Source organism: Sulfuricurvum sp., from assembly GCF_031427015.1.
In the GTDB taxonomy this organism is placed as follows: domain Bacteria; phylum Campylobacterota; class Campylobacteria; order Campylobacterales; family Sulfurimonadaceae; genus Sulfuricurvum.
In genome coordinates this window covers 105854-132372 of the sequence record NZ_JASJOW010000006.1, presented here as the reverse complement: position 1 = coordinate 132372, position 26519 = coordinate 105854, and the positions used below count along the sequence as shown (strand labels likewise).

General features: G+C 41.6%; 33 protein-coding genes. 1 reads left to right on the top strand and 32 read right to left on the bottom strand.

Annotated elements, in window-relative coordinates; translation table 11 throughout:
• Position 1: 1 nt before the first annotated feature.
• The 29 genes from RMO68_RS11040 to RMO68_RS10900 form a co-directional block, all read right to left on the bottom strand.
• Positions 2 to 760 carry a nitrilase-related carbon-nitrogen hydrolase gene (locus RMO68_RS11040; protein ID WP_310440812.1) on the bottom strand — a complete coding sequence of 253 codons (759 nt, stop codon included), beginning with the start codon at positions 758 to 760 and terminating at the stop codon, positions 2 to 4.
• Positions 760 to 1692, bottom strand: a complete 933-nt coding sequence (gene fabD, locus RMO68_RS11035; protein ID WP_310440811.1) for an ACP S-malonyltransferase — start codon at positions 1690 to 1692, stop codon at positions 760 to 762. The genes RMO68_RS11040 and fabD overlap by 1 nt, the downstream gene beginning before the upstream one ends.
• A complete protein-coding gene (locus tag RMO68_RS11030) occupies positions 1692 to 2501 on the bottom strand; it encodes a Fis family transcriptional regulator (RefSeq protein ID WP_310440810.1) in 810 nt (269 codons plus the stop codon). Before RMO68_RS11030 ends, fabD begins: the two co-directional genes overlap by 1 nt.
• Entirely contained in the window at positions 2449 to 2970 is a 522-nt protein-coding gene (locus tag RMO68_RS11025) for a peptidylprolyl isomerase (protein WP_310440809.1), read from the bottom strand. The genes RMO68_RS11030 and RMO68_RS11025 overlap by 53 nt, the downstream gene beginning before the upstream one ends.
• A 72-nt stretch (positions 2971 to 3042) precedes the next feature.
• Entirely contained in the window at positions 3043 to 3918 is an 876-nt protein-coding gene (locus RMO68_RS11020; protein WP_310440808.1) for a tetratricopeptide repeat protein, read from the bottom strand.
• On the bottom strand, positions 3919 to 4476 hold the full coding sequence (locus RMO68_RS11015; protein ID WP_310440807.1) for an OmpA family protein: 558 nt from the start codon (positions 4474 to 4476) through the stop codon (positions 3919 to 3921).
• Between the two features lie 57 nt (positions 4477 to 4533).
• Positions 4534 to 5781, bottom strand: coding sequence for a Tol-Pal system protein TolB (tolB, locus tag RMO68_RS11010; RefSeq protein ID WP_310440806.1), 1248 nt, complete (start codon positions 5779 to 5781; stop codon positions 4534 to 4536).
• A gap of 4 nt (positions 5782 to 5785) precedes the next feature.
• Complete coding sequence (locus RMO68_RS11005) at positions 5786 to 6532, bottom strand: TonB C-terminal domain-containing protein (RefSeq protein ID WP_310440805.1); 747 nt, start codon at positions 6530 to 6532, stop codon at positions 5786 to 5788.
• A gap of 35 nt (positions 6533 to 6567) precedes the next feature.
• Complete coding sequence (locus RMO68_RS11000; protein ID WP_310440804.1) at positions 6568 to 6957, bottom strand: biopolymer transporter ExbD; 390 nt, start codon at positions 6955 to 6957, stop codon at positions 6568 to 6570.
• 4 nt (positions 6958 to 6961) lie between these two features.
• Complete coding sequence (locus tag RMO68_RS10995) at positions 6962 to 7528, bottom strand: MotA/TolQ/ExbB proton channel family protein (RefSeq protein WP_409574828.1); 567 nt, start codon at positions 7526 to 7528, stop codon at positions 6962 to 6964.
• A 4-nt stretch (positions 7529 to 7532) separates the two neighbouring features.
• Positions 7533 to 7925, bottom strand: coding sequence for an ATP synthase F1 subunit epsilon (atpC, locus tag RMO68_RS10990; RefSeq protein ID WP_310440802.1), 393 nt, complete (start codon positions 7923 to 7925; stop codon positions 7533 to 7535).
• A gap of 27 nt (positions 7926 to 7952) precedes the next feature.
• Complete coding sequence (gene atpD, locus RMO68_RS10985; RefSeq protein WP_310440801.1) at positions 7953 to 9353, bottom strand: F0F1 ATP synthase subunit beta; 1401 nt, start codon at positions 9351 to 9353, stop codon at positions 7953 to 7955.
• A 14-nt stretch (positions 9354 to 9367) separates the two neighbouring features.
• Entirely contained in the window at positions 9368 to 10255 is an 888-nt protein-coding gene (atpG, locus tag RMO68_RS10980) for an ATP synthase F1 subunit gamma (RefSeq protein WP_310440800.1), read from the bottom strand.
• 8 nt (positions 10256 to 10263) lie between these two features.
• Positions 10264 to 11781 carry a F0F1 ATP synthase subunit alpha gene (gene atpA, locus RMO68_RS10975; protein WP_310440799.1) on the bottom strand — a complete coding sequence of 506 codons (1518 nt, stop codon included), beginning with the start codon at positions 11779 to 11781 and terminating at the stop codon, positions 10264 to 10266.
• A gap of 20 nt (positions 11782 to 11801) precedes the next feature.
• Positions 11802 to 12338 (bottom strand): F0F1 ATP synthase subunit delta, encoded by a 537-nt coding sequence (locus RMO68_RS10970; protein ID WP_310440798.1) that lies wholly within the window; start codon positions 12336 to 12338, stop codon positions 11802 to 11804.
• Positions 12339 to 12854 (bottom strand): F0F1 ATP synthase subunit B, encoded by a 516-nt coding sequence (locus tag RMO68_RS10965; RefSeq protein WP_310440797.1) that lies wholly within the window; start codon positions 12852 to 12854, stop codon positions 12339 to 12341. It abuts the gene before it with no gap.
• A gap of 8 nt (positions 12855 to 12862) precedes the next feature.
• Positions 12863 to 13285 carry a F0F1 ATP synthase subunit B' gene (locus RMO68_RS10960; RefSeq protein WP_310440796.1) on the bottom strand — a complete coding sequence of 141 codons (423 nt, stop codon included), beginning with the start codon at positions 13283 to 13285 and terminating at the stop codon, positions 12863 to 12865.
• Positions 13286 to 13353: 68 nt separating this feature from the next.
• Complete coding sequence (locus RMO68_RS10955) at positions 13354 to 14196, bottom strand: ParB/RepB/Spo0J family partition protein (RefSeq protein WP_310440795.1); 843 nt, start codon at positions 14194 to 14196, stop codon at positions 13354 to 13356.
• A 9-nt stretch (positions 14197 to 14205) separates the two neighbouring features.
• Positions 14206 to 14994, bottom strand: a complete 789-nt coding sequence (locus tag RMO68_RS10950) for an AAA family ATPase (RefSeq protein ID WP_310440794.1) — start codon at positions 14992 to 14994, stop codon at positions 14206 to 14208.
• Positions 14991 to 15626, bottom strand: coding sequence for a biotin--[acetyl-CoA-carboxylase] ligase (locus RMO68_RS10945; protein ID WP_310440793.1), 636 nt, complete (start codon positions 15624 to 15626; stop codon positions 14991 to 14993). The genes RMO68_RS10950 and RMO68_RS10945 overlap by 4 nt, the downstream gene beginning before the upstream one ends.
• Positions 15607 to 16518, bottom strand: coding sequence for a methionyl-tRNA formyltransferase (gene fmt / locus RMO68_RS10940; RefSeq protein WP_310440792.1), 912 nt, complete (start codon positions 16516 to 16518; stop codon positions 15607 to 15609). The genes RMO68_RS10945 and fmt overlap by 20 nt, the downstream gene beginning before the upstream one ends.
• A complete protein-coding gene (proB, locus tag RMO68_RS10935) occupies positions 16518 to 17288 on the bottom strand; it encodes a glutamate 5-kinase (RefSeq protein ID WP_310440791.1) in 771 nt (256 codons plus the stop codon). Before proB ends, fmt begins: the two co-directional genes overlap by 1 nt.
• A complete protein-coding gene (gene obgE / locus RMO68_RS10930; protein WP_310440790.1) occupies positions 17285 to 18382 on the bottom strand; it encodes a GTPase ObgE in 1098 nt (365 codons plus the stop codon). The genes proB and obgE overlap by 4 nt, the downstream gene beginning before the upstream one ends.
• Before the next feature lie 154 nt (positions 18383 to 18536).
• Entirely contained in the window at positions 18537 to 18794 is a 258-nt protein-coding gene (gene rpmA, locus RMO68_RS10925) for a 50S ribosomal protein L27 (RefSeq protein ID WP_310440789.1), read from the bottom strand.
• 23 nt (positions 18795 to 18817) lie between these two features.
• Positions 18818 to 19126, bottom strand: a complete 309-nt coding sequence (rplU, locus tag RMO68_RS10920) for a 50S ribosomal protein L21 (RefSeq protein ID WP_310440788.1) — start codon at positions 19124 to 19126, stop codon at positions 18818 to 18820.
• Between the two features lie 61 nt (positions 19127 to 19187).
• Positions 19188 to 19559 (bottom strand): RidA family protein, encoded by a 372-nt coding sequence (locus tag RMO68_RS10915; protein ID WP_310440830.1) that lies wholly within the window; start codon positions 19557 to 19559, stop codon positions 19188 to 19190.
• A gap of 21 nt (positions 19560 to 19580) precedes the next feature.
• Positions 19581 to 19976 (bottom strand): thioredoxin family protein, encoded by a 396-nt coding sequence (locus RMO68_RS10910; protein ID WP_310440787.1) that lies wholly within the window; start codon positions 19974 to 19976, stop codon positions 19581 to 19583.
• A 26-nt stretch (positions 19977 to 20002) separates the two neighbouring features.
• On the bottom strand, positions 20003 to 21100 hold the full coding sequence (gene dapE, locus RMO68_RS10905) for a succinyl-diaminopimelate desuccinylase (RefSeq protein WP_310440786.1): 1098 nt from the start codon (positions 21098 to 21100) through the stop codon (positions 20003 to 20005).
• Between the two features lie 2 nt (positions 21101 to 21102).
• Positions 21103 to 23127 (bottom strand): MutS-related protein, encoded by a 2025-nt coding sequence (locus RMO68_RS10900; protein WP_310440785.1) that lies wholly within the window; start codon positions 23125 to 23127, stop codon positions 21103 to 21105.
• A 140-nt stretch (positions 23128 to 23267) separates the two neighbouring features.
• On the opposite strand from RMO68_RS10900, the gene RMO68_RS10895 reads away from it, so the two are divergent.
• Positions 23268 to 23681, top strand: a complete 414-nt coding sequence (locus RMO68_RS10895; protein WP_310440784.1) for a PAS domain-containing protein — start codon at positions 23268 to 23270, stop codon at positions 23679 to 23681.
• Here the strand turns inward: RMO68_RS10895 and RMO68_RS10890 are convergent.
• From RMO68_RS10890 to RMO68_RS10880, 3 genes are read right to left on the bottom strand one after another with little or no spacing between them, the layout of a single operon-like run.
• Complete coding sequence (locus RMO68_RS10890) at positions 23678 to 24982, bottom strand: MATE family efflux transporter (protein WP_310440783.1); 1305 nt, start codon at positions 24980 to 24982, stop codon at positions 23678 to 23680. The genes RMO68_RS10895 and RMO68_RS10890 overlap by 4 nt on opposite strands.
• A gap of 11 nt (positions 24983 to 24993) precedes the next feature.
• The gene (locus RMO68_RS10885) at positions 24994 to 25278 is read right to left on the bottom strand and encodes a hypothetical protein (protein WP_310440782.1); all 285 of its coding nucleotides are present in this window, start codon (positions 25276 to 25278) and stop codon (positions 24994 to 24996) included.
• A complete protein-coding gene (locus RMO68_RS10880; RefSeq protein ID WP_310440781.1) occupies positions 25275 to 26480 on the bottom strand; it encodes an MFS transporter in 1206 nt (401 codons plus the stop codon). The genes RMO68_RS10885 and RMO68_RS10880 overlap by 4 nt, the downstream gene beginning before the upstream one ends.
• Between the last annotated feature and the right edge of the window lie 39 nt (positions 26481 to 26519).

The window sequence follows — 26519 nt, the reverse complement described above, 5'->3', positions numbered from 1 at the left end:
CTTACGTATGTTTAACTAAATATCGACCCAGTTTTTTGAGACTTCCGTCCAGTGAACAGAGTTTTTCTCCTCTCTCAAAAAGAGGTAAATTGTATTCAATTGTCCCCATAGGGGTAATAACACGGCTCCCGCCCCAAAATCCTAAACCGTCTTCAAATCCTACTCGATTTACAAAAATAACATAGTTATGGCTAAGCAATGCCGTTGATTTTAACAGTGCATCCCATTGTGACTCAATACTTATCCCCTCATCGCTGAAGTTACGTGCGGGAGAAGCGGCTAATACATAAATAACTTCTGCATCCGAGGCTGAAATAGCAGCGATTGTCTCTGCATGCCATAGATCTTCACACACCGCCATAATCGCTTTTCCAAATGGAGTACTAAAAGAAATTATCGTTTCACCGGCAACAAAATAACGCCCTTCTTCAAACATCCCATACGTAGGGAGATAGTTTTTATGATGGATATGGAGTAATGAGCCTTTTGAAAAGTAAAGGGCACTGTTATAGACGTTATCGTTGTCCCACAATGCGGCACCGACAACGATATCACACTCTAGGCTCGCACGAGCCAAATCATTCAATTCTTCAATCTTCCATGCATCTTCATAGAGTTTATCTTGGAGTAAATAACCGCTTAATGCCAACTCCGGGAAAACAATTACATCCGCATCTTTATTCGCCTCGATAAGCGATAAAACGTCATTCAAATTTGAACGGTTTAGTTTCGGTGCGGATTGGATCAGAGCAACTTTCATTAGAGTGCTTCACAAACCTTGGCGAGTGATTCCATATCGCTAATGCCTACTGTTTCGACATCAGGTGCATTTCGTTTATTCAACCCTTTAAGAACCGCACCGTTACCGAATTCGATCATCATATCAATCTCACCGCTAATCCCTTCAACGGATTGTTTGTATTTCACCGGTTGAATCAACTGAACTTTCAGAAGTTTCAATGCATCTGCTTTTGAGGCGTATTTCTCAGTCGTTACGTTCGAAACAATCGGAGCGTTAAAACTCCCACTTACCATCGCTTCCATCGCTTCACCCAACGGTTCCATTGCACTTGAGAGAAGAGGACAATGGCTCGCGATGGACATGTTGAGTAATAATGCCCGTTTTGCACCCGCTTCTTTAAATACGCTTTCCATAGCTTGAAGGTCCTCTTTAATCCCGCCTACAACCAGTTGACCCGTTTGATTATAGTTTGCAGGCCAAACTTGTTTTCCCTCACTATTTGCCGCAGCGCAAAGTTCTTCAACGACTGCATCATCCAGACCCAAAATCGCCATCATCCCGGCATTGATATTCTCACAGGCCTCGCCCATTAATTTGCCCCGTTTATGTACCAAATCGACCGCATCAACATAATCGATTGCACCGGATGCACATAGTGCGCTGAATTCACCTAATGAGTGTCCCAAAAACATCACGGCATCTGTTGGACGAGCTTCTTGAAACAGTTTATAGGCTATCATGGATATAAGTAAAATAGCCGGTTGAGTGTATTCGGTTTGATCAAGTTGTTCATTAGGTTCAAATAAAAGTTTTGTAAAATCAACTCCGATACGTTCACCCGCCTTCTCAAACATTTCGCGTGCAAGGGGACTGTTTTCATAAAATGACTTGCCCATACCGATGCTTTGAGAGCCTTGACCCGGAAAAATCATTGCAATTTTTTTTGACATTAATGTTCCTTTATTTCTAATTGATACTCGGAATGATCTGCAATTTTTTTCCGCAACGTGTTGCGATTCAATCCAAGCCGCTCAGATAACTGTAACTGAGATTTAAATCGTTTAATTCCTGCACGGATAAGGGGAACTTCATACAAATGCAAAAAAGCTCTATAGTCATTATTACTTCCGAGTTTCCCCTCTAAATAATGTTCCATAATTTCCATCAAATCATTCTCATTAATACTGTCAAAAAGATAATGAAGATATACCTGACGGCGAAGGGAAATAGCATTTTCACTTAAATCAGGAACAAATCCGTTTAAATCAAATGGCTCAGATTTTCCAAGAGTATGCCGTGCTTCTTTGACAAAAGCATCAATCAATACAGCAACATCTTCATTGCGTTCGCTTAACGGCGGTAAGGCGAGACGAATCGTAAAAATCTCATCCAACTGATCTTGAGAGTATCGAAAACCGCCCGTTGCAATAACACGGGTTCGTGTTTTTTGAATGGTTTCAATAAGACGTTTAAGATTAGCTACATTATCAAGACGATGGATAATGACATCACCGTGTGACTCTATTGCATCCAGTAGCTCATCAAAATGACTCGCATCAATAATCGGTGCATGCGGAAGAATATACCGGGCAAGGGTAAGTTTACCCGTACCCCGTTCTCCGAAGATAATGGCATTTACCCCTAAACCTTTGAGTAAATTTGCTGTTTTAAACGCTTCTATTGAAGCGTTTGATGCCGTTAAAAAATTAGTGACATCCACAACCGTGATTTCCGCCACTTCCACAACATCCGCTATCATCTACTTTGTTTTCAGCCGGAATTCCGGTCATCGCTTCTTCAGCCGATGCATCACGCACATTACTGATAGTTACGCTAAACATCAAATCTTTTCCTGCAAGGGGGTGATTAAAATCAATAATAACCAAATCATCTTTGATCTCTTTAACCAATACCTGAACCGTTCCGCCGTCTTCGCCTTGACCGTATAATGTCATTCCGACATTCAAATCGATCCCTGCAAATTGCTCACGAGGAAGCTCTTGCTGTGCTGCTTCATTGTAATCGCCATATGCATCCGCCGCTTTTACAAGAACATCACCTTTTTCACCCATATTCATGTGTGCAATCCCTGCTTCAAGACCAGGGATAATTTGCCCTTTACCGAACATGAATGTTAATGGATGTCCACCGACATTGCTATCTACAACGTTTCCGCCGTCACGTACTTCGTATTCAATCGATACGATTTGATTATTTTCAATTGCCATTTTAGTGCCTTAACTTTAGATTGTGCGATTTTAGCACATTTACCTATAGCGATGCTGAAAATAGCCATATAGCTATTTTAGCTTAGAGAGTCTCTCACTCGCTTCTCTGGCTGCTCCGCTTCCATTGAATTTTGAAATAGTTGCTTGATAAAACGCTTTAGCCATCCCGTTATCCCCTGTTTTTTCCATCGAGATCCCTGAATGAAGTAAAAGTGTCGGCATATAAAGTGCTTTTTCATTACGTGAAGCACTCTCTTTATAACTAGCAACCGCTTCTTTATAATTTTTACGTTCAAACTGTGTCTCACCGATCATATACATCGCTTCGGCAGTTTTATACTTTTTTACAACCATCTGCTCAAAATAACTCTGTGCATCACCATATTTCTTTTGTGAAAAGAGTTTATTTGCCTCTTTTTCAATTGCCGAATTCGACATTTTTTCAGGGGTTACCGTACGCTCAGGAACACTGACCTTAAGTTGTTTAATCAGAGCCGCAAATTGTTCTTTACTCACATAAGCGCTATTGATCCCATCAACAACATGCGAAAGTTCTTCCAAAAGAGTTTTAAACTGAGCAATATTTTCGGAATTCGCATTCACTTGTTTACTCAATTCTTCAAGTGTTACACTGCTATTGCCATCGGTTATGAGCTTCTCTTGAAGTTTTTGAAGTGTCAAGGTTTGTTCATTAGAGCGTTGACTTAATCCCTCAATTATTCCCTGCATCCCGTCAAGTCGTTCACTAACGGTTTCGACTTTTGCAATTTGCACGTTATTTTTTTGGATAACGGTTTGAATCTCTTTTTTATTCTCGAGAATCAGCTTCTCTTCATGGGTAAGACCGTATGGATTAGGGTTGTTGAGATCACCTGCCCCGAAAGCCGAAGGCTCTGAAGCAGATGCGATTGTAATAAGTAAGAAAGGAAGAAGTAGAAACGAACGCATTTACGGAAGTTTGAAATCTACACGACGATTTTTAGCCCAGCACTCTTGTGTTTTTTCTAAACAAACCGGATTACTCTCACCAAAACTTGCCATCGTGATTGAATCAGCACTTACACCGCTGTTTACCAATGATGCTTTTACAGTGTTGGCACGTTTAAGACCGAGAGCGTAATTGTATTCATCACTTCCGAATTCATCACAATTACCTTCAAGTTTAATCGATTTACCTTTAACCAAAAGGGTATTTTTAGTCATTGCTTCTTGCATATCTTCACGAATGTCAAATTTATCGTAATCGAATTGAATACTAACCAATTGACCGTCTGAACCGTTTGTACCGTTTGATCCAGCCGAAGATGTATCGTTAGCACTTGCATTAGTGATAGGAGCGATTACCGCATTAGCATCTGTCCCCGTTGTTTGTGTTGCATTTGCATTTGTCCCGATTGACGTTCCATTGGCATTTGCCGTTGCATCGATTGCAGGTTCTTTAGAACTACATCCGCTTAAAACTAACATTGCTACCGTTGCGCTTAAAAAAGCAACTTTTTTCATCATGATATCTCCTCAGGATTATAAATATTTAACGTTATGATACCGAAAAAATTGTTAACACTACCAATCAATCGACTGAATTCGCCCTATTTTTAGTGGAAATGCAAAGCTTTTGTTAACTCCAAAACGGATAACGCCTATAGAACTACGTGATCCTTCTTGTTTCGTATACAAAATCGCCTCACCATCAGGAGAAAATCTCGGGAAATCATTCTCTCCACTTGCTGTTAACCGTTTAACATTCCCCGAGTTAAGAGACAAGAGATGAAGATTAAAGGTATTGCCTGCAAAATTTGCACTGTTCTCTCTGGCTTTGTAGACTAGAAAGTTTTTATACGAGCTTAGAGAAGAATTACTTTTACCTTGATACACCAATTGTGAAACGGCATTGCTGTTAACACGCGTCGAAAATATATTAGGATATCCCAAACGGTTAGAAACAAAAGCTATCGATCCATCTCCCATAAACTGTCCGTTAACATCGATCCCTGAATAATCGGTAATACGTGTTTTATTAGCTGATAACGTATCATAAAGAAAAATATCTGGCTGTCCGTTAGGTGCCAACGTTAGTAAAAGACGACTACCATCTTCACTCACATCCGAGCATACCGCCATCCCGTCCGAACTGATTATCCTCTCTTTTTTTCCGCTAAAAAGGTTCATTTTGTAAATTGTCGGCTTCATATCCGATAAAGCGGTATAGTATAAATCAGTTTGATCTCGGTTTGCCCATTTTGCAAATCCGTACATTCCCCCTTTTAAAATCACTTTTTGATACGAAAGGGTGTAATCTGATGCAACAATTTCTGATTGTCTCGGACTGGTTAAACGGATAAATAAAACTTTACGTTTGATCCAGTCGATAGGAGAACCTCCAAGCTTTGCATTAATATCATAGGCGATCGAATGCGACAAAAATACTGCCATCTCACTTTGTTTTAAAACGTAATTTTTAAAAAATAGCTCTTTTCCGCTGTGGAGCAATTTGATATCCGCGCGTATCCCCCCTGCTCCGTCGTTACTCAAACGATAACGCAATATATACTGAGCATCTTTATGCATTGGTGAGGGTAGAGGTGAGTCAAATGCTGCAGTCGCATAACTCTCATCAACCGTAAATAAAGAAACTACATTCATATCTGCCGCTAACATTTTGGTAAATTTTTGGCTTATTTCACTGCTTTGCGGTGATGAATCTTCAATAGCCAAGGGTGATAATCCCTCAACCCCTTTAACGACTTCTAGGGTAGCATCTGCCCCCCAGGTAAGTTGAACTAATGTTAAAATAAAAAATAAAAATTTCAAATGATTACTCCTTAGCGGTTAGTATAAATTCCAAAATTGCATCTTTTCCCTCCGGATGTTCCGGAAAGCGAACAGAAACAAGACGATCTTTGAGCCACTCAACTTCGCTATTAAACGATCTATTTCCTGAATAAGTAATCACTTTGTAACTGATTAGTTTTCCGGATGCGCCAATACTCATGCGGACTCGTGCCACTTCCCCTACCGTTCCTGCGGGAGGTCGAAAATAGGTATAAACCAGCCCTTGAATCTTAGCATGGTATTCGTTAACAATCGGTCCGCTCGATCCGCTTTGAGTAACCATCTTAACAGAAGGCTTGACTAGATCGACTTTACTCACTTTATCCGAAAAACGGGGAGAATCTTTTTTCTCCAAGATCTCTTTTTCAAGTGCACTCAATTGTTCTCTGTGTTTACTCTCTTCTCGTATTTTTTTAGGTGTTCGGTCTACCTTTACCTGAGAAAAAAGGTCAGATATTTCAGGAATTTCTTCCTCTTCGACAATAGGTTTTTCTTCTACAGGCTCAGGTTCAGCTTTTTCAGGGGCATTAAGAGCTTCAGTGCTTGTTTGAATTTCAGCTGTTGTCGGTTCCATGAGAGATACCGATACATACTCACTTTCTTTCATGGCAAAGTGTTCTATCGTCGGAGACAATACTAAACTGTACATTGATAAAAATAGCAAAACAAGAAAAAGTGTAATCGAAATCAATCCACTTAGAAAAAAATAGCGATCTTGGTTAAAACTCATTTGACAGCATCTTTTGTAGAAACTCTAAAATACGTTTAGCCATTGGATGCTAACGATACTTCTCGAAAACCGGCTTTTTTAACTGCCCCCAGTACGGACATTACTTTTCCATAGTCAAGTGTTTGATCTGCACTTATTAAGACGGTCGCATCATGATTTAACGTCTGTGCATGGAGAGAAAAATTATCTGCAAAAGTATCCATTTTAAACGGTTCTTTATTAACCGTAATCTCTCCGCTTTTACTAATAGTAATATGTACAGGAGGAATTTTTGTCAACTCTTTTTGTGCTGAACCTTTCGGAAGACGGATCAACTCTTCATAAACAATATTGGGTGAAATTACCATCAAAATAGCAAGTAGAACCAACATTACATCCACGAGGGGAGTGATGTTGAGTTCCGGTTTTTCATCCCAATCAAACATAGTATTAGACATCTTTCGAAAGAAGTGCATCACCTTGCATACGAATCAGACCCGATAATTCAAAAGCTTTGCGTTTGAGTATTTGATGATAAGTATAGGCAAAAATAGCAACAAATATTCCTGAAGCTGTCGCAACCAATGCGTCTGATACACCCGAAGCAATTACACTCATTGTTCCACTGGCTTGACCAATATGATCAAACGTATCTAAGATTGAGACTACCGTGCCGAAAAGTCCAATAAAAGGGGTAGTTGATGCAACAATCGAGAGAAACATCAAACCTTTTGTCGCCTCTTTTGTCGCCGAATAAGAAGCCATATCAAACAAAGAGGTTGAAAGACGAGATGATGATTTTGTAAAATGACTCAAATAGGCGAAATCAGGGATTTTAGAAGATCCAAGCAACAAAGATTCAAGTGATTGGTTTTCAGTAGTAATCCATTGATTAAGAGAAAAAAAGCGATAAAAAAAGGTCCAATTAACGGCAATGAAATAGAGAGAAAGGACCAGTAACACAAAAAGTGTTACCGGGTGACTTTTATCGTAGAAATTTGCAAATGATTGAAACATTGACTTAAACTAAACGATGTGCCGCTGATTCGATACGTGCTGAAACCGATGCGATCATTGCGTTAGAATCACCTACACTGGTGATAAGCGATTTTGCTTCATCAAGAGCTTTAGCAATATCCCCTTCATTTTCACCGCGAATCGCAACCGCACCGTCAACCAAAACAACAACTTTGTTTTGAGTGATTTGGACTACGCCCCAATTCACAACGATTGATTCCGTTTTACCGCTCTCTTTTTGAATATCCACTACTCCGGCTTGAAGTAATGTAGTCAAAGAGACGTGTTCAGGGAGAACACCGAATTCTCCCTCTTCACCCGGAAGGGTGACGCTTTTAGCCGGCCCGTTATAAATCGGACCGCTTGGGGTTAGCACTTCTAATTGGAGTGTTTCCATAGTGTTTCCTTATAAGGCGAGAAGCAATTACTTGCTTTTCATTTTAGCAGCTTTTTCAATCGCCTCATTCATATCACCGACCATATAGAACGCGCCTTCTGGCATATGGTCGAATTCACCTTCAAGAATCCCTTTGAATCCTTTGATAGTGTTTTCAAGTGAAACGTATTTACCAGGAGAACCGGTAAATACTTCCGCAACGAAGAACGGTTGAGAAAGGAATTTCTCGATTTTACGTGCACGCTCAACAGTCGATTTGTCATCTTCCGAAAGCTCATCCATACCAAGAATTGCAATAATATCTTGCAAATCTTTATATTTTTGAAGTGTTTTTTGAACACCGCGAGCAACACTGTAGTGCTCTTCACCGATGATTTGCGGATCAAGCAAGCGTGATGTCGAATCCAACGGATCAACCGCAGGATAGATCCCTTTTTCAGCGATTTTACGGTTAAGAACCGTTGTCGCATCAAGGTGAGCAAAAACCGAAGCAGGAGCCGGGTCAGTCAAGTCATCCGCAGGTACGTATACCGCTTGAACAGAGGTGATTGAACCTTTTTTGGTTGAGGTAATACGGTCTTGAAGTGCACCCATTTCACGAGCCAAAGTCGGTTGGTAACCAACGGCTGATGGGATACGTCCAAGAAGTGCTGACATCTCAGATCCTGATTGTGCGAAACGGAAGATGTTATCGATAAACATCAATACGTCAAGCCCTTTTTCATCACGGAAATATTCCGCCATGGTAAGACCTGTAAGAGCGATACGGTTACGTGCTCCCGGTGGTTCAGACATTTGACCGTAGCACAGTGCTACTTTGTCCAAAACGCTTGATTCTTTCATCTCATGGTAAAGGTCATTCCCCTCACGAGTACGCTCACCGACACCGGCAAAAACAGAAAGACCGTCATGCCCGTGTGCAACGTTGTGAATCAATTCCATGATAATAACGGTTTTACCGACACCGGCACCACCAAATAGTCCTACTTTACCACCTTTAGCGTACGGAGCCAAAAGGTCAACAACTTTGATACCCGTTTCGAACATCTCAGTTTTTGTACTTTGATCAACAAGAGGTGGAGGATCACGGTGAATAGACCATGTATCACAATCTGTTACTTGATCTCCGCCGTCAATCGTTTCACCGATTACGTTAAAAATACGTCCGAGAACTTTTTCACCAACCGGAACTTTGATCGGTGCACCTGTAGATTTAGCAGCCATTCCGCGAACCAAACCTTCAGACATATCCATAGCGATCGTACGTACACGTCCGTTACCTAGGTGAGATGCTACTTCAAGAACAAGACGAGTCGTATTCCCTTCTACACTTACATTTACTTCGATTGCTTCATTGATCGCAGGTAAATAACCTTCAAAATCAACGTCAACAACCGGACCAATTACTTGAGCAATTTTACCAATCATTCTTTCCTCCATAATTATTTCATCGACTCGACGCCGCTGATAATCTCAATAAGTTCAGTTGTGATCGCTTCTTGTCGTGCTTTATTAAACTTGACTTTCAACGAGTTAACCATCTCTTTAGCGTTGTTAGTAGCTGCATCCATTGCCTGCATACGTGCACTGTGCTCTGCCGCAAGCGAATCAATCAACGCATAATACATATTGTACTCAGCATATTTTGTAACCAATGAATCGAGCATTTTCTCTTCGTCTTGTGCTTCTAGCTCTAACATAGAGTTTTTTGCTTCTTCGCAATCATAACTCTCTACATTGACCGGTAACACACGATTGACATGCAACTCTTGGGTAATAACGTTTTTATAACCGTTGTATACGAGATACACAGCATCGATTTTACCCTCTTTGAAATCATTGATCGAACGGGTCATAAACTCGCTTGAACGCTGCATATCAGGAGCGGAACTTAAATTTTTTACCGTATCAAGCATCTCTACTTCATTGTAAGTAAAAAATTCAATCCCTTTTTTCCCGATACCGCGAAGGCGGATTTTGACTTTTTTATTTTTGTATTCACTCATTAGACGTTTAACCGCTTTGATGGTTTGCATATTGAAACCGCCGCAGAGACCTTTGTCCGCTGTTACAAAAATAATATCAATCATTTCAGGTGCATCATTCTCAATAAAGCAGCGGTTTTCAATTCCACCCACTTTATTGCATTTGATACGCCCTGCGATTTCAGCTATCACTTGATTCGTTTTTTGTGCAAACAGACGTGAGCGTTTCGCAAGCTCTTCCGCACGGCGAAGTTTCGCCGTTGAAACAAGCTTCATTGCACGCGTAGTTTTTTGCGTGTTCGAAACACTTTTGATCTGTCTTTGAATCTCTTTCAAGTTAGCCATAAAGATCCTTATTCAGCAACGAAAGTAGATTTAAACTCTTCGAGTGCTTTTTTCATCATTGCCATTGTTTCATCATCAATTTTTGATGTGCTACGGATGTTTTCGAGAATTTGTGGATAAGACGCTTCAATGAACGGATACAAATCCGCTTCAAATTTAACGACAGAATCTGCAGAGATATCATCAAGATAGCCTTCATTACCCGCGAAAATAACCAACGCTTGTTTTTCAGCACCGAGTGGAGAATATGGAGGTTGTTTCAAAACTTCAACCATACGCTGACCACGCTCAAGTTGTTTACGGCTTACTTCGTCCAAATCAGAAGCAAACTGTGCAAACGCTTGAAGTTCACGGTATTGTGCCAAATCAAGACGCAATGTCCCGGCAACTTGTTTCGTTGCTTTGATTTGCGCCGCACCACCGACACGTGATACAGAAAGACCTACGTTGATCGCAGGGCGGATACCTGAGTTGAACAAGTCAGTTTCCAAGAAAATTTGACCGTCAGTAATTGAAATAACGTTAGTCGGAATATATGCCGCAACGTCACCCGCTTGAGTTTCAATGATCGGAAGAGCAGTCAATGAACCCGCACCTAACTCATCATTCAATTTTGCTGCACGCTCTAAAAGACGAGAGTGTAGATAGAAAACGTCACCCGGATATGCTTCACGACCCGGAGGACGGCGAAGGATCAATGACATTTCACGGTATGCTACCGCGTGTTTAGAGAGATCATCATAAACGATCAAACCGTGGCGTGCATTGTCGCGGAAATATTCACCCATTGTTACGCCGGTATACGGCGCGAGGAATTGGAGTGCTGCCGCTTCAGAGGCCGGTGCAGAAACAATAATAGTGTAATCAAGCGCACCGTGCTCTTCTAGACGACGAACAACTTGTGCAACCGTTGATTCTTTTTGACCGATTGCTACATAGATACAGACTACGCCATTACCTTTTTGATTGATAATAGTGTCAAGTGCAACCGTAGTTTTACCCGTTTGGCGGTCACCGATGATAAGTTCGCGTTGTCCGCGTCCGATTGGAACAAGTGCATCAATCGCTTTAATACCGGTTGCCATCGGTTCATGAACCGATTTACGTGCCATGATACCAGGAGCTTTTTCCTCTACGAAACGAACTTCTGTTGTTTCGATCGGACCTTTACCGTCAATCGGTTCACCAAGAGAGTTCACGACACGTCCAAGAAGTGCATCACCGACAGGAACACGTAAAAGACGTCCAAGACGTTTTACACTCATACCTTCACGAAGGTCTTTACCTTTACCGAGGATAACAACACCGACGCTGCTCTCCTCAAGGTTCATAACCAGACCGCGTGAACCGTCTTCAAATTCTACCATCTCACCGGCCATAACGTTGTTCAAGCCATAAACTTGAGCGATTCCATCTCCGTATGAGACGATTTTTCCGGTTTCATTAATATCTACATTAAGTTCGAAATTCTCAATTCGTTCTTTAATGATTGAACTGATTTCGTCTGCTTGTACTTTTGCTACCACTATTTCTCCTTTCCCGAGGGTTAAATTGCTTTTAAAATGTGCTCAACCAATTGAGCATTAAGGCGGCTTTTTGAAAAATTAATCTCTACATTCAAATCATCAACTTCTACACGGATACCGTCAAAATCAGAAGCAACATAGCTCAAAGAGATGGTTGCCCCCATTTTTGTCCCCAAATCGCGTGCAATCGTATCAACCGAAGCTTGATCTACAACATTATTGCTATAAATACGCCCTTTGAATGTACGTTTTACACGACCGATTTCGCGTGTCAATTGATCAGCGATGACAGGAATCAATGAAAGACGCCCGTTTTCAGCTAATAATTTGATTAAGTTATTAACCGTAGTACTGTTTACTGAAGCGACCATATCTAAAACCAACTGACATTTCGCACTGCTGCTAACGTCATTCGAATTCATAATAAGGTTGAATTTTTCATTTTCATACGCTTTTGCTACCGTACTAAGAAGTGTAGACAAGTTATCTAGCGATACTTGATCACAACTCTCCATCAACGGTTTGATGTAACGCTTTGCAATAAGTTCATGTCGCATTTATGCCACCTTCTTTTTCAAGATTTCGGTCATTGCTTCTTTTCCTAATGCATCATTGCTACTATTCATAACATCATTCATTATTTCAGAAACTACGTCACGAACCATTTTACGCTTATCAAGTTCCATTAATGCGCTATTTTGTTTTGCAATAATCTCAAGATCTTGCTCACATTGCGCCAAAATTTTATCACTCAAAATTTTGTTCTCTTTTTTACTCGATTCCGCTAATTCAATCGCAAAGCGTTCCGCTTCTTCGATTTTATGTTCAGCCGCATCTTTTAGGCGTTTTGATTCACGAAGACGCTCTTGAACTTTTTCAAGTTCATCGGCAATCCCTGTAGTTCTTCCGCTAAAATAGCTTTTAACCGGTTCAGCCAAAATGTAAAACAAAATTCCGGCAAAAATCAGGAAGTTAACCGTTCGTTGAACGATGTCTGTAGAACCCTCCGCACCAGCATCTGATCCAAATAGATAGGCGCTGAGCATTAATACTGTAACGATTATTTTACCCATTGCATACCTCATATCTGACTTAGTTTTGCTGATACAGCAGATTGGAATGCCGGCGCTTCATTTTGAAGCGTAGCGATCAACCGTGTTCGTTCTGCAGACAATTCGCCTTCGAACGTTGCGTACTCAAGTGCTAATTCAGCACGTTTTGTCTCTATTTTGCTATTTGCCAGCGCTTTGGCCTCAGCAATAACTTTTTCTCTTAATGCCGCTGCTTCCAGTTTAGCATCACTCATAATCTTCTCAGCTTTGGCATGAAATGCAGCAATTTCGGAATCGTTGTTACCAACTTGTTCCAAATCTTTTTTAATATCTGCATCCCGTTTTTCCATATAGCTGAAAAGAGGTTTGTAAAGCAAACTGTTTAGTACGGCAATAAGGACAAGGAAGACAATCAGTGTGCTGCCTAGCAGCATCGGACTTATATCTAACATACCACCTCCTAAAAGTTGCGTGATTATACAACTTATAAATTGAAGGGACAGTTAAACGCGAGGAGATATTAAGAAAGTAGGTCTAAAAATGATTCAATTTGTCCATTATCTTCAAATTCAATCGTTAGTTTGTAACCTTTTGTGCCACATTTATAACCAAGTGAGTGTAAATGTTTTTTTAAAGCGATAAAATCCAACTCATCTGCTTCAATTACATTATGTAGCGTAGTTGAAGGGAGCTTGATTTTTTTAACCATACTCTCCACTTCACGAACACTCAATTTTTGACCGATAATCGAATCAATCATCATAGCTTGTTCACTCGGCTCTAATCCCAATATCACTTTTGCATGGCCTGCACTGATTTTTCCATCAACAAGTGCTTTACGCCCTTTATCACTTAATTGTAGTAAGCGTAAAGTATTAGTGATTTGTGTACGACTTTTATGAACGGTTTGGGAAAGTTGTTCATGCGTCAATTCATGAATGTCGATTAATTCTTGATATGCCTGTGCCAAATCGATAGCATTCAGTTCATCACGCTGAATATTTTCGATCAACGCCTGCTCACGCATTTGCTCATCACTAACAGAAACAACAATCGCTTTGATTGTTTTATTTTTGGCCAGTTTGCTTGCACGGAGGCGTCGCTCGCCCGCAATAAGAATATAACCGTCTAGATCTTCTTTGATAACTATAGGTTGCAGTAATCCGTGTGTTTTAATCGAGTCAGAGAGTTCCGCCAGCGATTCAGAGTCAAAGTGCTTACGCGGTTGATAGGGGTTAGGGCGGATTTTATTGACAGCTATCTCTTCGACTCCCCCTTTTTTAGGGAGCTCGTTGTCATACGCCTCTTCAATTTCACTTAAAAGTGCCCCTAGACCTCTGCCCAATGCTGATGCTTTCGCCATTTTCTTCCTTTAGGCGATAATCGCGTGCGCCAAATCTTGGTACGCCATCGAGCCGCTCGATTTTACATCGTAAAGAATCGCCGGTTTTCCAAAACTCGGAGACTCGGCCAATTTAACATTACGAGGAATAACGATATAGTCATTTTCATTATCGCCCGACTTAAACAATTTCCCCTGAAAATGTTGACGTAAATCAGCAAATACTTGACGTGAAAGATTATTTTGCGCACTGTACATGGTCGGCAAGAAACCTTTAATCGTCAATTTCGGATTGATCGTTTTACGGACAAGTTTTACCGTATTAAGAAGCTGTGCTAAACCTTCCAATGCAAAAAATTCACATTGGATCGGAATAATGACCGAATTAGAGGCTGAAAGGGCATTGATTGTCATGGGCCCTAGAGCCGGAGGAGAATCGATAATGACATAGTCATATTCATCCTTTACCTGAGCGATGGCACGTTTTAAGATAAGTTCACGCCCCGTAGCATTATCGGCATCGTAATACTCTTTTTCGACTCCGACAAGACCGATATTCGACGGAGCTAAAAAAAGTTTCGGCAAAGAGGTTTTTAAAATGATCTCTCGTAATTTTTTGGCACCGATGAGTACATGATAAATATTAAACTCATAATTGTTACGATGGTACCCTAATGAGGTTGTTGCGTTAGCTTGCGGATCGGCATCGATCAGCAATACTTTTTTTTCAGCAACCGCTAAAGAGGCGGCTAGATTGACAGCGGTGGTGGTTTTACCCACTCCCCCTTTTTGATTGGCGATAACAATAACTTCACTCATCGTAAACTATATATCCTTTGGCCATCGCATTCTAACGATCCGTCTTCACATAATACGGCCCGTCTTAACGCAATTTTTTCATTACTACTGTGGATAAAAAAATCTCTACTGTTCTCAAATTCTATCTTGTAATTACTAAAAATCTGCTTCCACGCTGGTAATTTTTTGAACAATTCACTATAAGATTTCGTTAAATCATATGTACTGACCGTAATATCGATTTTTTCAAAATACTCAGGTGCTGAAACAAGATTAATACCGATTCCGCATACCAACGTATTACCCGTTAAGTTTGTGATAACTCCACCGATTTTTTTATCGTTTAGATAGAAATCATTCGGCCATTTAAGCCACACTTTTGAACCCAACGTAGCTAATAACTCTTTCATGAGAAAAGCAAAATAAATCGATGAGGATTCCAGTTTCAAATCTTCCGGCAATAGTGCACGCGGTAAAGCAACTGAAATAAAAAGATTTCCTTCTTGACCAATCCAGCTATTTCCGCGTGATCCTTTACCCATAGTTTGGGACAATGCCCCGACGCAAACAGGAGCTTGCAATCTTAAAGCTTTCAGTTCTTCTATAAGATAACTTTGAGTCGATTCAAGCGACTCAAACCAATGGATATCCACACCCACTCCGTTTTCCGTTAAGATAATCAACAACTGAAGTTTCTTGTTTAGAAGGGGCTTGAACCCTTGTGATACGAAGGGAACCACGAGAGCATTGAACAACAATACCCTCTTTATCCATATGGATAATTTGTCCTGCTTCACCGTGGCTCATCACTTCTTCGAGTTTCATCTCTTTGATCTTGAGTCCTGATTCGATAAAAATACCCGGCCATGGTGTAAATGCCCGATAACGATTATAAATTTCCCGAGCATCTCTAAAATCTATTAATCCGTCTGATTTTAATATTTTTTTACAATTTGTGGCTTGCTCATTATTTTGACTCACCGCACTTTTACGATCCCAGTTTCGAATGATATCCAGTGTCAATTCAACGGCACTCTCCGTTAAACGCTTATATAGGGACTCTACCATTTCATCTTCACCGATAGGGAGTGTCTTAATTTTAATAACGGCTCCCGTATCAAGCCCCTCATCCATCCACATGGCACTCACACCACTTTCAAGATCATTATTGAGTAAACTCTGCTGAATCGGACTGGCACCGCGATAATGCGGGAGTATAGAGGCGTGAAGATTAACGCAGGGGACATACTCCAAAATTTCTTTTGGGAGAATCTGCCCGTATGCCGCGACAATAATCATATCGCACGATATTGATAACAACGTGTTTACGACTGCTTCGTCACGGAGTTTACTCGGCTGTATCACAGGTATATTTGCTTTTTCTGCAATCACTTTAACTACAGGTGGGGTTAAAATCGCTTTTCGACCTACCGGCTTATCGGGCTGAGTATAAACACTCACAACGTCAATATCATCCGCCGCAATCAACGCTTCTAAAATAGAGGCCGCATAATCGGGTGTCCCCATAAAAATGACACGGGTCATTAGAGAGCCTTACCAGCTTTAAATAGACTGCCTCCACGATGTTGCCCCGCGAGTAAAAAGCTTTTAGCGTCACTCAGATCAAATCCGCTTGCCAAAAACATCGCCCCGCCCCGCTTGAGGAGAAAATCAGCCGCTTTGAGTTTCGTCACAATCCCACCCGTTGCAAAGTTATGGTTTGGATTAACTTCCATCAGCAGTTCATCAGTACTGATAGATTCGATGAGTGAACGTACTTTTGCATCACTGTAACTGCGGGGGTCTTTGTCATAATAGGCGTCAATATCGGAGAGAATTATAAGTAATTCGGCTCCGAAATGATGAGCCGCATAAGCGGAGAGCTGATCATTATCTCCCAAAATCAACTCTTCCGTCGCCGTCGCATCGTTTTCGTTAATGATAGGGACAACGTTATGTTTGAGGAGAGTTTCAATCGTATCTTTTGCTTTTTGAGACTCTTCGGCGGTATTGAAATTAGCCGCTGTTACCAATACTTGGGAGGGGAGGATAGAATAGTGTTCAAACATCTTGCGGTATTTGTTCATCAAAATCGGCTGACCGATGGAAGCAAGAGCTTGTTTGTTCGCCAAAATCTTTTTATCGAGTTTAAGTTCCGTATAGCCTGCCGCAACCGCCCCCGAAGAGACGAGGATCACTTCATAGCTTTTTTTGAGCTCTGCAATAAAATCGACGAGGTTTTGCATTCGATCTTTTGCAATACGATTTTGCTCGCTTAAAACCGCACTTCCAACTTTAACAACGATCCGCTTCATGCGCGCTCCGTTACGACCATTTGATAAAGTGCGTACGTTAATGGTTTAATATTGAGGTTGATCGCCGAAGAGATCGGGGCGATAAATGCCGGCTTGGTACGGTCATAAAACGCTTTGTCAAAATCGGCTTGCTCATAGACCGGATATTCATCACTAAAAGCGAATCGGCTCTTTGTAACCGGAGCAAGATTCACCAGTTTCAAAAACGCATTGGTTTTTTCAATAGCTTCTTCAGGGCTCATGGCGTCGGCACGGGTTAAGGCAATCGCAAAATTGCGCTCTGCCAAAAGAGGCGAGAATTTTTCAAGCTCTTGTTTGAGGGTTTCGTATTGATACTCTAGTTCATGGTACGATGCCAAATCGATCATAAACAAAAGAGTTTTGGTACGCTCAATGTGACGGAGGAATTTAAGCCCAAGCCCTTTACCCTCAGATGCTCCACCGATAATCCCCGGAATATCCGCCATAATATACGAATCAAACTCACCGATATTAATCTGCCCAAGCTTCGGAGTCAGTGTCGTAAACTCATAGTTTGCTACTTCGGGACGAGCGTTGGATACCGTAGAGATCAAAGTTGATTTTCCAACATTCGGAAATCCGACTAAGCCTACGTCTGCGATCAGTTTAAGATCAAGTCTTACAATACGGGTAACCGCCGGTTCACCCGGCTGAGCGTACATCGGCTTTTGGTTGGTTGAGGATTTAAAATGGACATTTCCTAACCCTCCGCGCCCCCCTTCTAAAAAGAGAACTTCTTTTCCGTCTTCGAGAAGATCAAGTAGTACTTCACCAGTCTCGACATCAACAACCTGTGTTCCCGGAGGGACAACGACAACGAGTCGTTTACCTGCTTTACCCGCCATATTGGAACCTGACCCCGGTTGACCTTTATCGGCTTTGAGGTTTTTGTTTCCTTGAAAGTGTGCAAGGGTGTGGGTATTGTTGTCTACTCTAAAATAAACATCACCTCCACGGCCACCATCACCGCCGTTCGGTCCCCCTTGAAGAACGTATTTTTCCCGTCGAAAAGCAACACACCCTGCTCCCCCTTTACCGGATGAGACGGTAATTTCTACACTATCACTAAACATGGATGTCCTTCAGGTTGTTTTGAACGCTTGTCTCATAATGAAACAACTATTATTTGCTTAACTCTATACTTTTCGAAAAGTACATGATTAAAAAGATAATTTTGGAAATTGTATCAAAAATCGGGCGAAAGCCCGACGAGAGTCTTTGAGAAAATTAAGCGGCAGGGATGATAGAGACTTGTTTACGTTTTTTGTCTTTACGTTCGAATGCAACGACACCGTCAACCAACGCATACAATGTGTGGTCTTTACCCATACCCATATTTTTACCTGGGTGAACTTTTGTTCCGCGTTGACGAATAATAATATTACCCGCTCTTACGAATTCACCGCCGTATTTTTTGACACCGAGTCTACGTCCCGCTGAGTCGCGGTTATTCTGTGTACTACCCTGACCTTTCTTATGAGCCATGCTGTCCTCCTACTTTAAAATAATTACGCAGCGATCTTAACGATGCGAACGCGTGTGTGATCTCGTCTGAAACCACGTTTCAATTTGCTGTCTTTACGACGACGTTTTTTGTAGATCACGACTTTACGGTCACGACCTTCATTGATAACCTCAGCAGTAACAACAGCACCACTTACGAATGGGGTACCGGTTTTAAGTTCACCGTTATTTACGGCAAGAACTTCTTTGATTTCGACGGTGGTTTTAGGATCTAGTCCCATTTTATCGAACAAAAGGATATCACCCTCTTGAACTTTATACTGTTTTCCGCCGTTTTTGATAATTGCGTACATTAGCGTTCCTTACTTACAAGTCTACAAAAAGTGGCGAATTATAGCCAACGTTTATTTAAGCTTAAATTAAAGCGATAGCATCAATCTCAACAAGTGCATTTTTCGGTAACGTTTTCACGGCTACCGTCGAACGCGCCGGCTTATGATTGCCGAAAGTATCACCGTATATTGCGTTAACTGCCGCAAAATCATCCATATCCGCCAAGAAGATCGTCGTTTTGATCACTTTGTCGAAAGAACTGCCCGCTGCTTCCAAAACCGCTTTAAGGTTTGAAATAACTTGAATACATTGCGCGCTCACATCCCCATCAACCATTTCACCTGCAGGGGTTAGTGCGATTTGACCGGAGGTAAAAACCATCCCGCCTGCTAACATCGCCTGCGAATAGGGTCCGATTGCTGCAGGAGCGTTAGGTGTTTGTACATTCTTAATCACTGTTATTCCTTAGTAAAATTATTTTTTAGCTTTACGCAGCGCATCATCCAAAATCGATTGATAATCTTCTGTAGGCCAATATCCCGGAATAGAGTAAATCACTTTTCCGTTACCGTCTAAAAAATAACTCATCGGTACCATTTTGGCTGTAAGCATTTTAGGATAAACACTCTTGTCTCGGGTAACATGAACCGGAGCAAAATAGGTATTGATTTTAGAGATAACCTCAGCATCGGACAGCGTTGTCGCTTCAAGCTTACGGCACCATCGGCATTGCTCCGTCGTGATAATGACCAACATCGGTTTAGACTCTTTTTTTGCTTTAGCCTGTGCTGCCGCAAAAGTATCATGCCATGCGATTTCAGCACCGAAGAGGTTGAGCATTAAAAGAACTAAAAGGAGTATTTTTTTCATTCTTGACCTTTAACTAAAACAGAATTTTACCGAAAATTATGGATCAATTTTGTAAAAACAGCATAAAGATTTTGAACTTCGGCAATGGTTGTCCGCTCATTGGGGGCATGTATCGTATCGTTAATAACACCGAATTCGATCACATCGATCCCGTATGCGGCAACAAAACGGGCATCTGAAGTCCCCCCAGCCGTAGAGTTTTTGGGAGTGATGCCGCACACTTCAACAATCGCATTACGCAATGCTTTGACAATTGGGGTAGTGGCATCGGTGATAAACGGATAAGCCGATTGATCCAAGCCCAAGGTATAGTCCATTCCGCAAAGTTGTGAGTCGATAAATTTTCTAATACTTTCTTGATCGGTTCGGGTGGAGTTTCGGACGTTAAACATCATTTTCAACTTACCCGGTGAAACATTCGTTGTCTCAATCCCTGCACGCATATCGGTAATAACCATCTGACTCGGAGCAAAATATTCATCCCCCTCATCCAAAAATACACCCGCAATGTGTGATAACGCGGGGGCAAGTTGATGAACAGGATTGATCGCTTTTTCAGGATACGCGGCATGTCCTTGTTTTCCGATGATTTCGATTACACCGTTGATCGACCCACGACGCCCTACTTTAATTGCATCCCCGAATTTATCTTCACATGTCGGTTCAGCCACCACAACGGCATCCGGCAAAAGATTATGCTCTTTGAGATAGGCTAATACTTCAACCGTTCCAAATTTAGCGGGACCCTCTTCATCCGAAGTCAATAAAACGGATAACGTACCGTTAAAATCTTTCGCTTCTTTTAGCGCTTGGATAAAAGCCGCCACACCGCTTTTCATATCCTGTGCACCGCGAGCATAAATATATCCCTCACTCTCGGTTGCCACAAACGGATCGCTGTTCCACCCCTCCCCTGCGGGGACGACATCGACGTGTCCTGCAAAACAGAGATGTTTTCCCACTCCGAAACGACGATAGGCAAAAAGGTTTTTCACCCCTCCTCGGTCAATGCGTACAGTGGTAAACCCCTCCAAATACTCTTCTAAAAAATCAAATATACCGCCATCTTCAGGGGTAACACTCGGTGATTCCAAAAGCTGTTTAAATAACTCAATAATATTCAATGTTAATCCTCTTTTAACTGCGTCTCATACTCCAGACGCAAACCGCTCTGCGTCATTATAAAACCTTGCAGTTTGATTTTGCCTTGAGAAATCGCACGAGAATGCGTTTCACATAAAGGTATAAGATGGTGGTGCTCTTTTGTAACAGGGTTTTTTTGAGCGTTTCGTACCAATGCACCGCAAATAACACACTCCGATGCCACCACTTCACGATACCGCTTAATGTACTCTTTTTGGTTACCGAGTTCCAGCACATCATACTCTTTTGCTAAACTTTCCCGTAATCGTTTTGCATTCTTTAAGAAATTGGGATTCATATGAAGCGATTCGGCAAACTCCAAACCGTACACACTGCTCCCGCGCCCTGATTTTAAAATACGATCATACGTTAAACGATCATGTTCTTCATCATAACGTACACTGAGATGCAGGTGTACTACTTCACGTAAACGGCTGAGTTCACTAACCATAGAGAGTTGATGCAAGTGCGTCGTCATTAAGAACAAACACCCTTTTTTAGTGAGTTCCATTATCGTACTGGCAACTATAGCAACGGCCGAGAGAGTTTCGGTACCGTGACTGATCTCATCCCCTAATACCAATGAACGTTCCGTTGCTCGGCTGAAAATTGTGTTCAGTTCCAGCATCTCTACTCCGAAAGTAGAAAGCGATTTCGCAACATTATCCCGCGATTGAATACGGGTATAGATGCCGTCAAAAAGGGAAAACTTCATCACTTTAGCAGGAACAAAAAAACCGCTTTGCGCTAACGTTACCGCAATACCGATACTCTTCATAAGTGATGATTTTCCGCTCGAATTGATTCCATAAAGCAATACGCCGCGAATATTAGCACCGTCATGCACCTTGGAATCCAACATAACCGTATCCGGATACGGCAAATCGACACAATCACGATCGCCCATTACAATATCGTTCGGAACATACTCAATACCCTGTTCTTCTACCAACAAATGACGTAATCCGCTCATTTGCAAAAAATTTTCCTCTTTAGATACCACAATCGTAGGACGAATTAGGGCATATTTTTGAGCGTTAAGGGCTGAAGCTACGGCAACGTCGATTTGAGCAATCCAATTCAGTGTATTTCTGACTAAAAGCATTTGGGCCTCTTGCCATTGCCGCTCATATGCATGATTACGTAACTCTATCTCCCACCCTTCCTGAATCATTTCCGGAATAAGAAGCTGAGTCAAATTATGCTTTGCACAATATTTTTGAATTTCCATAATAATTGAAAATGAGTTGAGGACAAGATCTAGCTCACCCTTTTGTCCGGTTTGAAGATTGCGCCATAACAGCTCAGTATCGGTTACTAAGCGCAACCGATCTTTGAGCCAGAGCGCATGGGGGTTGAGAGCTTCAATCCAATCAAACCTTTGATTAAGCTCATAAGAATCTTTGATCGGTAGAAAAAGGCGAAAACGTCCTAACCTTTTTCCCATCGGAGTCGACATATTCATAAAGAGTTTAGCAATACTCGGGGCTCTTGAATCAATTGCTGTTATTTCTAACTGCTCAAGGGCATTGTTCCCTAATTCTATCAATTGTGTTGTTTCTAAAAAGCTCGGCAGCGGATACGTAAAAAGCTTAGTGTCATTAATACGATTGGCAAGCAACGCTAATGCCTGTGCGGCTAACGCTCTTTTTTCCAAACTCAAATGCTCTAGCGGGCTCAAAAGCGAATAGACCCCGAATACCTCTTTAAAGAGTTTGTTTTGCTCTGTCGCATCCAATTGATTTGCATCAAAAGTATATTCGTACATTGCAAAACTCGGTGCGATTTCATCAAAAATTTGTTTTGAAGAAGCCCCGATAATAAGACGACGACTATCGGTAACAAATAAAAGATGCAATACTCTATCTATTGCACCGTAAGGGTGTGCGGGATCTGCTTCAATCTCACAAAGCCATCCTTTAAGACCAAACGGTTCAAACATCGCCAAGCCGATTGAATATCCGCTAGAGTCTGCATTGATAAATAGGGCTGCTTGATACTCTTGCATTATGTTACCATCGCTTTTTTATCTATAATTTTTTATAAAGATCATTATACAAAAATGAATGCTATTTAACTTTTATTTTAGTAACAATCGGGTTATAATCGCAAACTTATATAGTTCAGTCTAAGTTTAGGATATGGTATATGAAACGCCCAGCACCAGTCAATGAAGAAGTTTTATTTGACGGACGAAGTTTGATTTCCGAAACGGACACCAAAGGTATCATTACCTACGTTAACCGTAAATTTACTGAAATGACAGGCTACACCGCCATAGAAGCAGTCGGTCAGCCCCACAATCTGCTCCGTCATCCTGATATGCCAAAAGCTGGATTTGAACAAATGTGGAAAATTATCGAAAGCGGGAAAATCTGGGAAGGATACGTTAAAAATCTCCGAAAAGACGGGAAATTTTACTGGGTAGTTGTCCATATCGTCCCGAAACTTGATGAAAATGGCAACATTATCGGCTATATCGCTTCACGAAAAATGCCTGATCGAGTACGTCTCAAAGTAATCGAAGAACAATACAAAGCAATGCGTGTTCAAGAAGACTAAATTCTCTTCATCAACCACTCTTTTTTACGATAAACACTCCAAAACCAATACCCTTTAATAAATGTTTCAATCGTCATAGCAATGTATATCCCTAAAATTCCTCCCCCAAATTTCAAAACCGCATACGCCGGAATAATTCGAAAAAGCCATAAAGACACGAGGGAGATCTGCATACTCAGTTTCGTTGCACCGGCACCGCGTAACGCACCGCTGAGAACGAAAGTCAGTGCAAGGGGAACTTGTGCAATCCCCACAAGGCGCAGATAGAGTGCCGCTTGATCAATCGTTGCGGGGTCTTGGGTAAAAAACTGTATTAGAATTTCAGGGATAGCTACCAAAATTACACCGACGCTTCCCATAAACAGTATCGCTATTTTTGCACTCAATATCCCCGATTCATACGCATAATCGTATTGCTTCGCCCCAAGATATTGTCCGACTAAGACCATAGCGGCTACGGAAAATCCGAATCCGGGCATAAATGCTAACGCCTCAATCCGAAGTCCGATCTGATACCCGGCTAAAACTACCGTACCTTGCGAAGCAATCATCATGACAAAGAGCAAAAAGGAAGCGACTCCGGCAACTCTTTCTACGGCTGCGGGGGTACCGATAAAAATCATTTTTTTCAAGTCATTCAGAGCAACAATCGGATAAATTCCTAAAATCCCCCCCCTTCGTATCAAAAGCCACCCGTATATGATGACGCTGAACCCATACGCACACACTGTTGCGTAAGCAGCACCTTCAACCCCCATCGCTTCAAAACCGCCATGTCCGAAAATAAAAAGATAATTCAAACCGGCATTAAGAAATGCCGAAGCTATTTTAATAAAAAGTGAGCTTCGTGTATCTCCAGCAGCGGAGAGAGCACTGTATGCCAACGTATCGAGAAATATCAGTCCCATTCCCAAAGAAAGAATGCCGAAATATCCGCTCCCTAAAATCACCACCTCTTCGCTTGATCCCATCCATCGAAAAAAATCAGCCGCAAAAGTCCACCCGATAATCCCTACGATGAGTGACCCAGCCAGCGCAACCCACAGTCCGACAAAAACGACTGCCGAAGCACGATTACGCCTTCCACTACCGATATACCGCGAGATCAAAGCACTCGAGCCGATAGCATAAACACTCATAAAAGCTTGAATGACCATCATAAACTGCATCGATAATCCAACCGCGGCCAATGCGGCAACACCTAAAATTCCGACCATAACCATATCTATCAAGATCTGGATAATATCGAGAAAATGTTTTAATGCAGCGGGAATCGCAAGCCGTAATACACGCTGTTTCATCATAAGAGTATTCAGTTTCGGAACCTTTGCGCTATCTCTTCCATTACACTAAAAAGCTCCTCTTTTGTTGCATATCGAAGCTCTATTCGGTTCGTCGGAACCTCCCCTACGGGATCAAAATCACAAATTAAAAGATACGCTTCAAGCGTTATCTGTTCGGCTTTTAATTCGGCCCATTCCAACGATACCGAAGCACTTTCGCCTCCGGCATGAATCAAAGCGGCAGGATACAAACGGGTGATTTTTGCCAAATCAATCTGCTCTCCGTTTGCTTCAAACATCATCTCATTTTTCATCCAATCTCCTCAAGCTCATACATCTGTCGTATCCATCGATAATAGAGTGCGGCGAATACAAAAACACTCCCCAAAATCAACGTTATCATCGACAACGAAACCCCTAAGGTTGCCAAATAACCTATCAATAGTGAGACAAATGCCCCCACCCCTAAAAAAATCATATCATTATACGCAATCACGCGACCGTAGTAATCGCTATGGGTATGATGTTGTAAAAGGGTATACGTATAGGACCATAAAGTGGTAGTCACGAAACCTACGGTAACCGAAGCAACCATTGAAAGATAAAAATTATCTATCACCAATGCCCAAAAAATGATACTCAATGCTTCTCCAAGCAATAGCCACCCTAAACGTCTATTATTAATCCAGTGTCCTAATACCATCGGGCCTATGACCAATCCCACCGCACGAGCGGCATTGAGTAACCCTATCCCCAATGATACGGCAATGATTTGAGAATAATAATGTTTTGCAGCCAAAGCGACCAGAGCATCAAATGCGGTAAACCCTATAATGGCGTGAAGAATTATAAGATGATAGACAATAGGATTGGCCCGAATATAGGTAAAAGCTTCCCGCATCATAACCATCATCTTTGTACCGTTTTGCGATAACTCAATCTCAATTTTGATCGTATACGCTAGAAAAAGGACAATAACAAATAACCCCGCATCGAGTAAAAACGCCGTTGTAACGCCTACCCAATAAACCACCAAGCCGCTCAAAGCCATCCCGAACGTATACGACAAAGACCAAATTATGGAATGAATTTCATTCGCTGCTTGAAGATCTTTCCCCTCCAAAATACGTGGAAGAAGCGACATCTCAACCGTAAAATGAAAGCTCGCAGCCCCCATACGGATAAATACCAATACATACAAAAGCCATAGCATCCCGACATTGTCGACACTAATCAAGGATAAAGTACAAAAAATTTCTATCAGAGTAAGGAGTATCATCAGCCGTTTGGGATGGATACGATCAAGAATAACACCGCTCAAAGGAGCTTGAAATACCCCGGGCAAGAAATGGAGTGCCGCAACGAGAGCTATTGTCGTCGCATCAGCTCCCATCTGAATTAATAGTGTGTAAATCGCAACATTGCTAAACCACGCTCCGAAATAAGCAAGCAACTGAATTAAGGAGAGGCGACGAAGAAGCGGTTCATTACGTAAGAGAATTAAATAGCGTTTCATAGTTGTAAGGTTATCACGGGAGTGATTAAAGTTTTTATT

What these genes read in the sequence shown, in the direction of transcription:
- RMO68_RS11040 (WP_310440812.1), bottom strand. Translation starts at nt 760, where the DNA reads ATGAAAGTTGCTCTGATCCAATCCGCACCGAAACTAAACCGTTCAAAT.
- fabD (WP_310440811.1), bottom strand. Translation starts at nt 1,692, where the DNA reads ATGTCAAAAAAAATTGCAATGATTTTTCCGGGTCAAGGCTCTCAAAGC.
- RMO68_RS11030 (WP_310440810.1), bottom strand. Translation starts at nt 2,501, where the DNA reads ATGATAGCGGATGTTGTGGAAGTGGCGGAAATCACGGTTGTGGATGTC.
- RMO68_RS11025 (WP_310440809.1), bottom strand. Translation starts at nt 2,970, where the DNA reads ATGGCAATTGAAAATAATCAAATCGTATCGATTGAATACGAAGTACGT.
- RMO68_RS11020 (WP_310440808.1), bottom strand. Translation starts at nt 3,918, where the DNA reads ATGCGTTCGTTTCTACTTCTTCCTTTCTTACTTATTACAATCGCATCT.
- RMO68_RS11015 (WP_310440807.1), bottom strand. Translation starts at nt 4,476, where the DNA reads ATGATGAAAAAAGTTGCTTTTTTAAGCGCAACGGTAGCAATGTTAGTT.
- RMO68_RS11005 (WP_310440805.1), bottom strand. Translation starts at nt 6,532, where the DNA reads ATGAGTTTTAACCAAGATCGCTATTTTTTTCTAAGTGGATTGATTTCG.
- RMO68_RS11000 (WP_310440804.1), bottom strand. Translation starts at nt 6,957, where the DNA reads ATGTTTGATTGGGATGAAAAACCGGAACTCAACATCACTCCCCTCGTG.
- RMO68_RS10995 (WP_409574828.1), bottom strand. Translation starts at nt 7,528, where the DNA reads ATGTTTCAATCATTTGCAAATTTCTACGATAAAAGTCACCCGGTAACA.
- atpC (WP_310440802.1), bottom strand. Translation starts at nt 7,925, where the DNA reads ATGGAAACACTCCAATTAGAAGTGCTAACCCCAAGCGGTCCGATTTAT.
- atpD (WP_310440801.1), bottom strand. Translation starts at nt 9,353, where the DNA reads ATGATTGGTAAAATTGCTCAAGTAATTGGTCCGGTTGTTGACGTTGAT.
- atpG (WP_310440800.1), bottom strand. Translation starts at nt 10,255, where the DNA reads ATGGCTAACTTGAAAGAGATTCAAAGACAGATCAAAAGTGTTTCGAAC.
- RMO68_RS10970 (WP_310440798.1), bottom strand. Translation starts at nt 12,338, where the DNA reads ATGCGACATGAACTTATTGCAAAGCGTTACATCAAACCGTTGATGGAG.
- RMO68_RS10965 (WP_310440797.1), bottom strand. Translation starts at nt 12,854, where the DNA reads ATGGGTAAAATAATCGTTACAGTATTAATGCTCAGCGCCTATCTATTT.
- RMO68_RS10960 (WP_310440796.1), bottom strand. Translation starts at nt 13,285, where the DNA reads ATGTTAGATATAAGTCCGATGCTGCTAGGCAGCACACTGATTGTCTTC.
- RMO68_RS10955 (WP_310440795.1), bottom strand. Translation starts at nt 14,196, where the DNA reads ATGGCGAAAGCATCAGCATTGGGCAGAGGTCTAGGGGCACTTTTAAGT.
- RMO68_RS10950 (WP_310440794.1), bottom strand. Translation starts at nt 14,994, where the DNA reads ATGAGTGAAGTTATTGTTATCGCCAATCAAAAAGGGGGAGTGGGTAAA.
- fmt (WP_310440792.1), bottom strand. Translation starts at nt 16,518, where the DNA reads ATGACCCGTGTCATTTTTATGGGGACACCCGATTATGCGGCCTCTATT.
- proB (WP_310440791.1), bottom strand. Translation starts at nt 17,288, where the DNA reads ATGAAGCGGATCGTTGTTAAAGTTGGAAGTGCGGTTTTAAGCGAGCAA.
- obgE (WP_310440790.1), bottom strand. Translation starts at nt 18,382, where the DNA reads ATGTTTAGTGATAGTGTAGAAATTACCGTCTCATCCGGTAAAGGGGGA.
- rpmA (WP_310440789.1), bottom strand. Translation starts at nt 18,794, where the DNA reads ATGGCTCATAAGAAAGGTCAGGGTAGTACACAGAATAACCGCGACTCA.
- rplU (WP_310440788.1), bottom strand. Translation starts at nt 19,126, where the DNA reads ATGTACGCAATTATCAAAAACGGCGGAAAACAGTATAAAGTTCAAGAG.
- RMO68_RS10910 (WP_310440787.1), bottom strand. Translation starts at nt 19,976, where the DNA reads ATGAAAAAAATACTCCTTTTAGTTCTTTTAATGCTCAACCTCTTCGGT.
- RMO68_RS10900 (WP_310440785.1), bottom strand. Translation starts at nt 23,127, where the DNA reads ATGCAAGAGTATCAAGCAGCCCTATTTATCAATGCAGACTCTAGCGGA.
- RMO68_RS10895 (WP_310440784.1), top strand. Translation starts at nt 23,268, where the DNA reads ATGAAACGCCCAGCACCAGTCAATGAAGAAGTTTTATTTGACGGACGA.
- RMO68_RS10890 (WP_310440783.1), bottom strand. Translation starts at nt 24,982, where the DNA reads ATGAAACAGCGTGTATTACGGCTTGCGATTCCCGCTGCATTAAAACAT.
- RMO68_RS10885 (WP_310440782.1), bottom strand. Translation starts at nt 25,278, where the DNA reads ATGAAAAATGAGATGATGTTTGAAGCAAACGGAGAGCAGATTGATTTG.
- RMO68_RS10880 (WP_310440781.1), bottom strand. Translation starts at nt 26,480, where the DNA reads ATGAAACGCTATTTAATTCTCTTACGTAATGAACCGCTTCTTCGTCGC.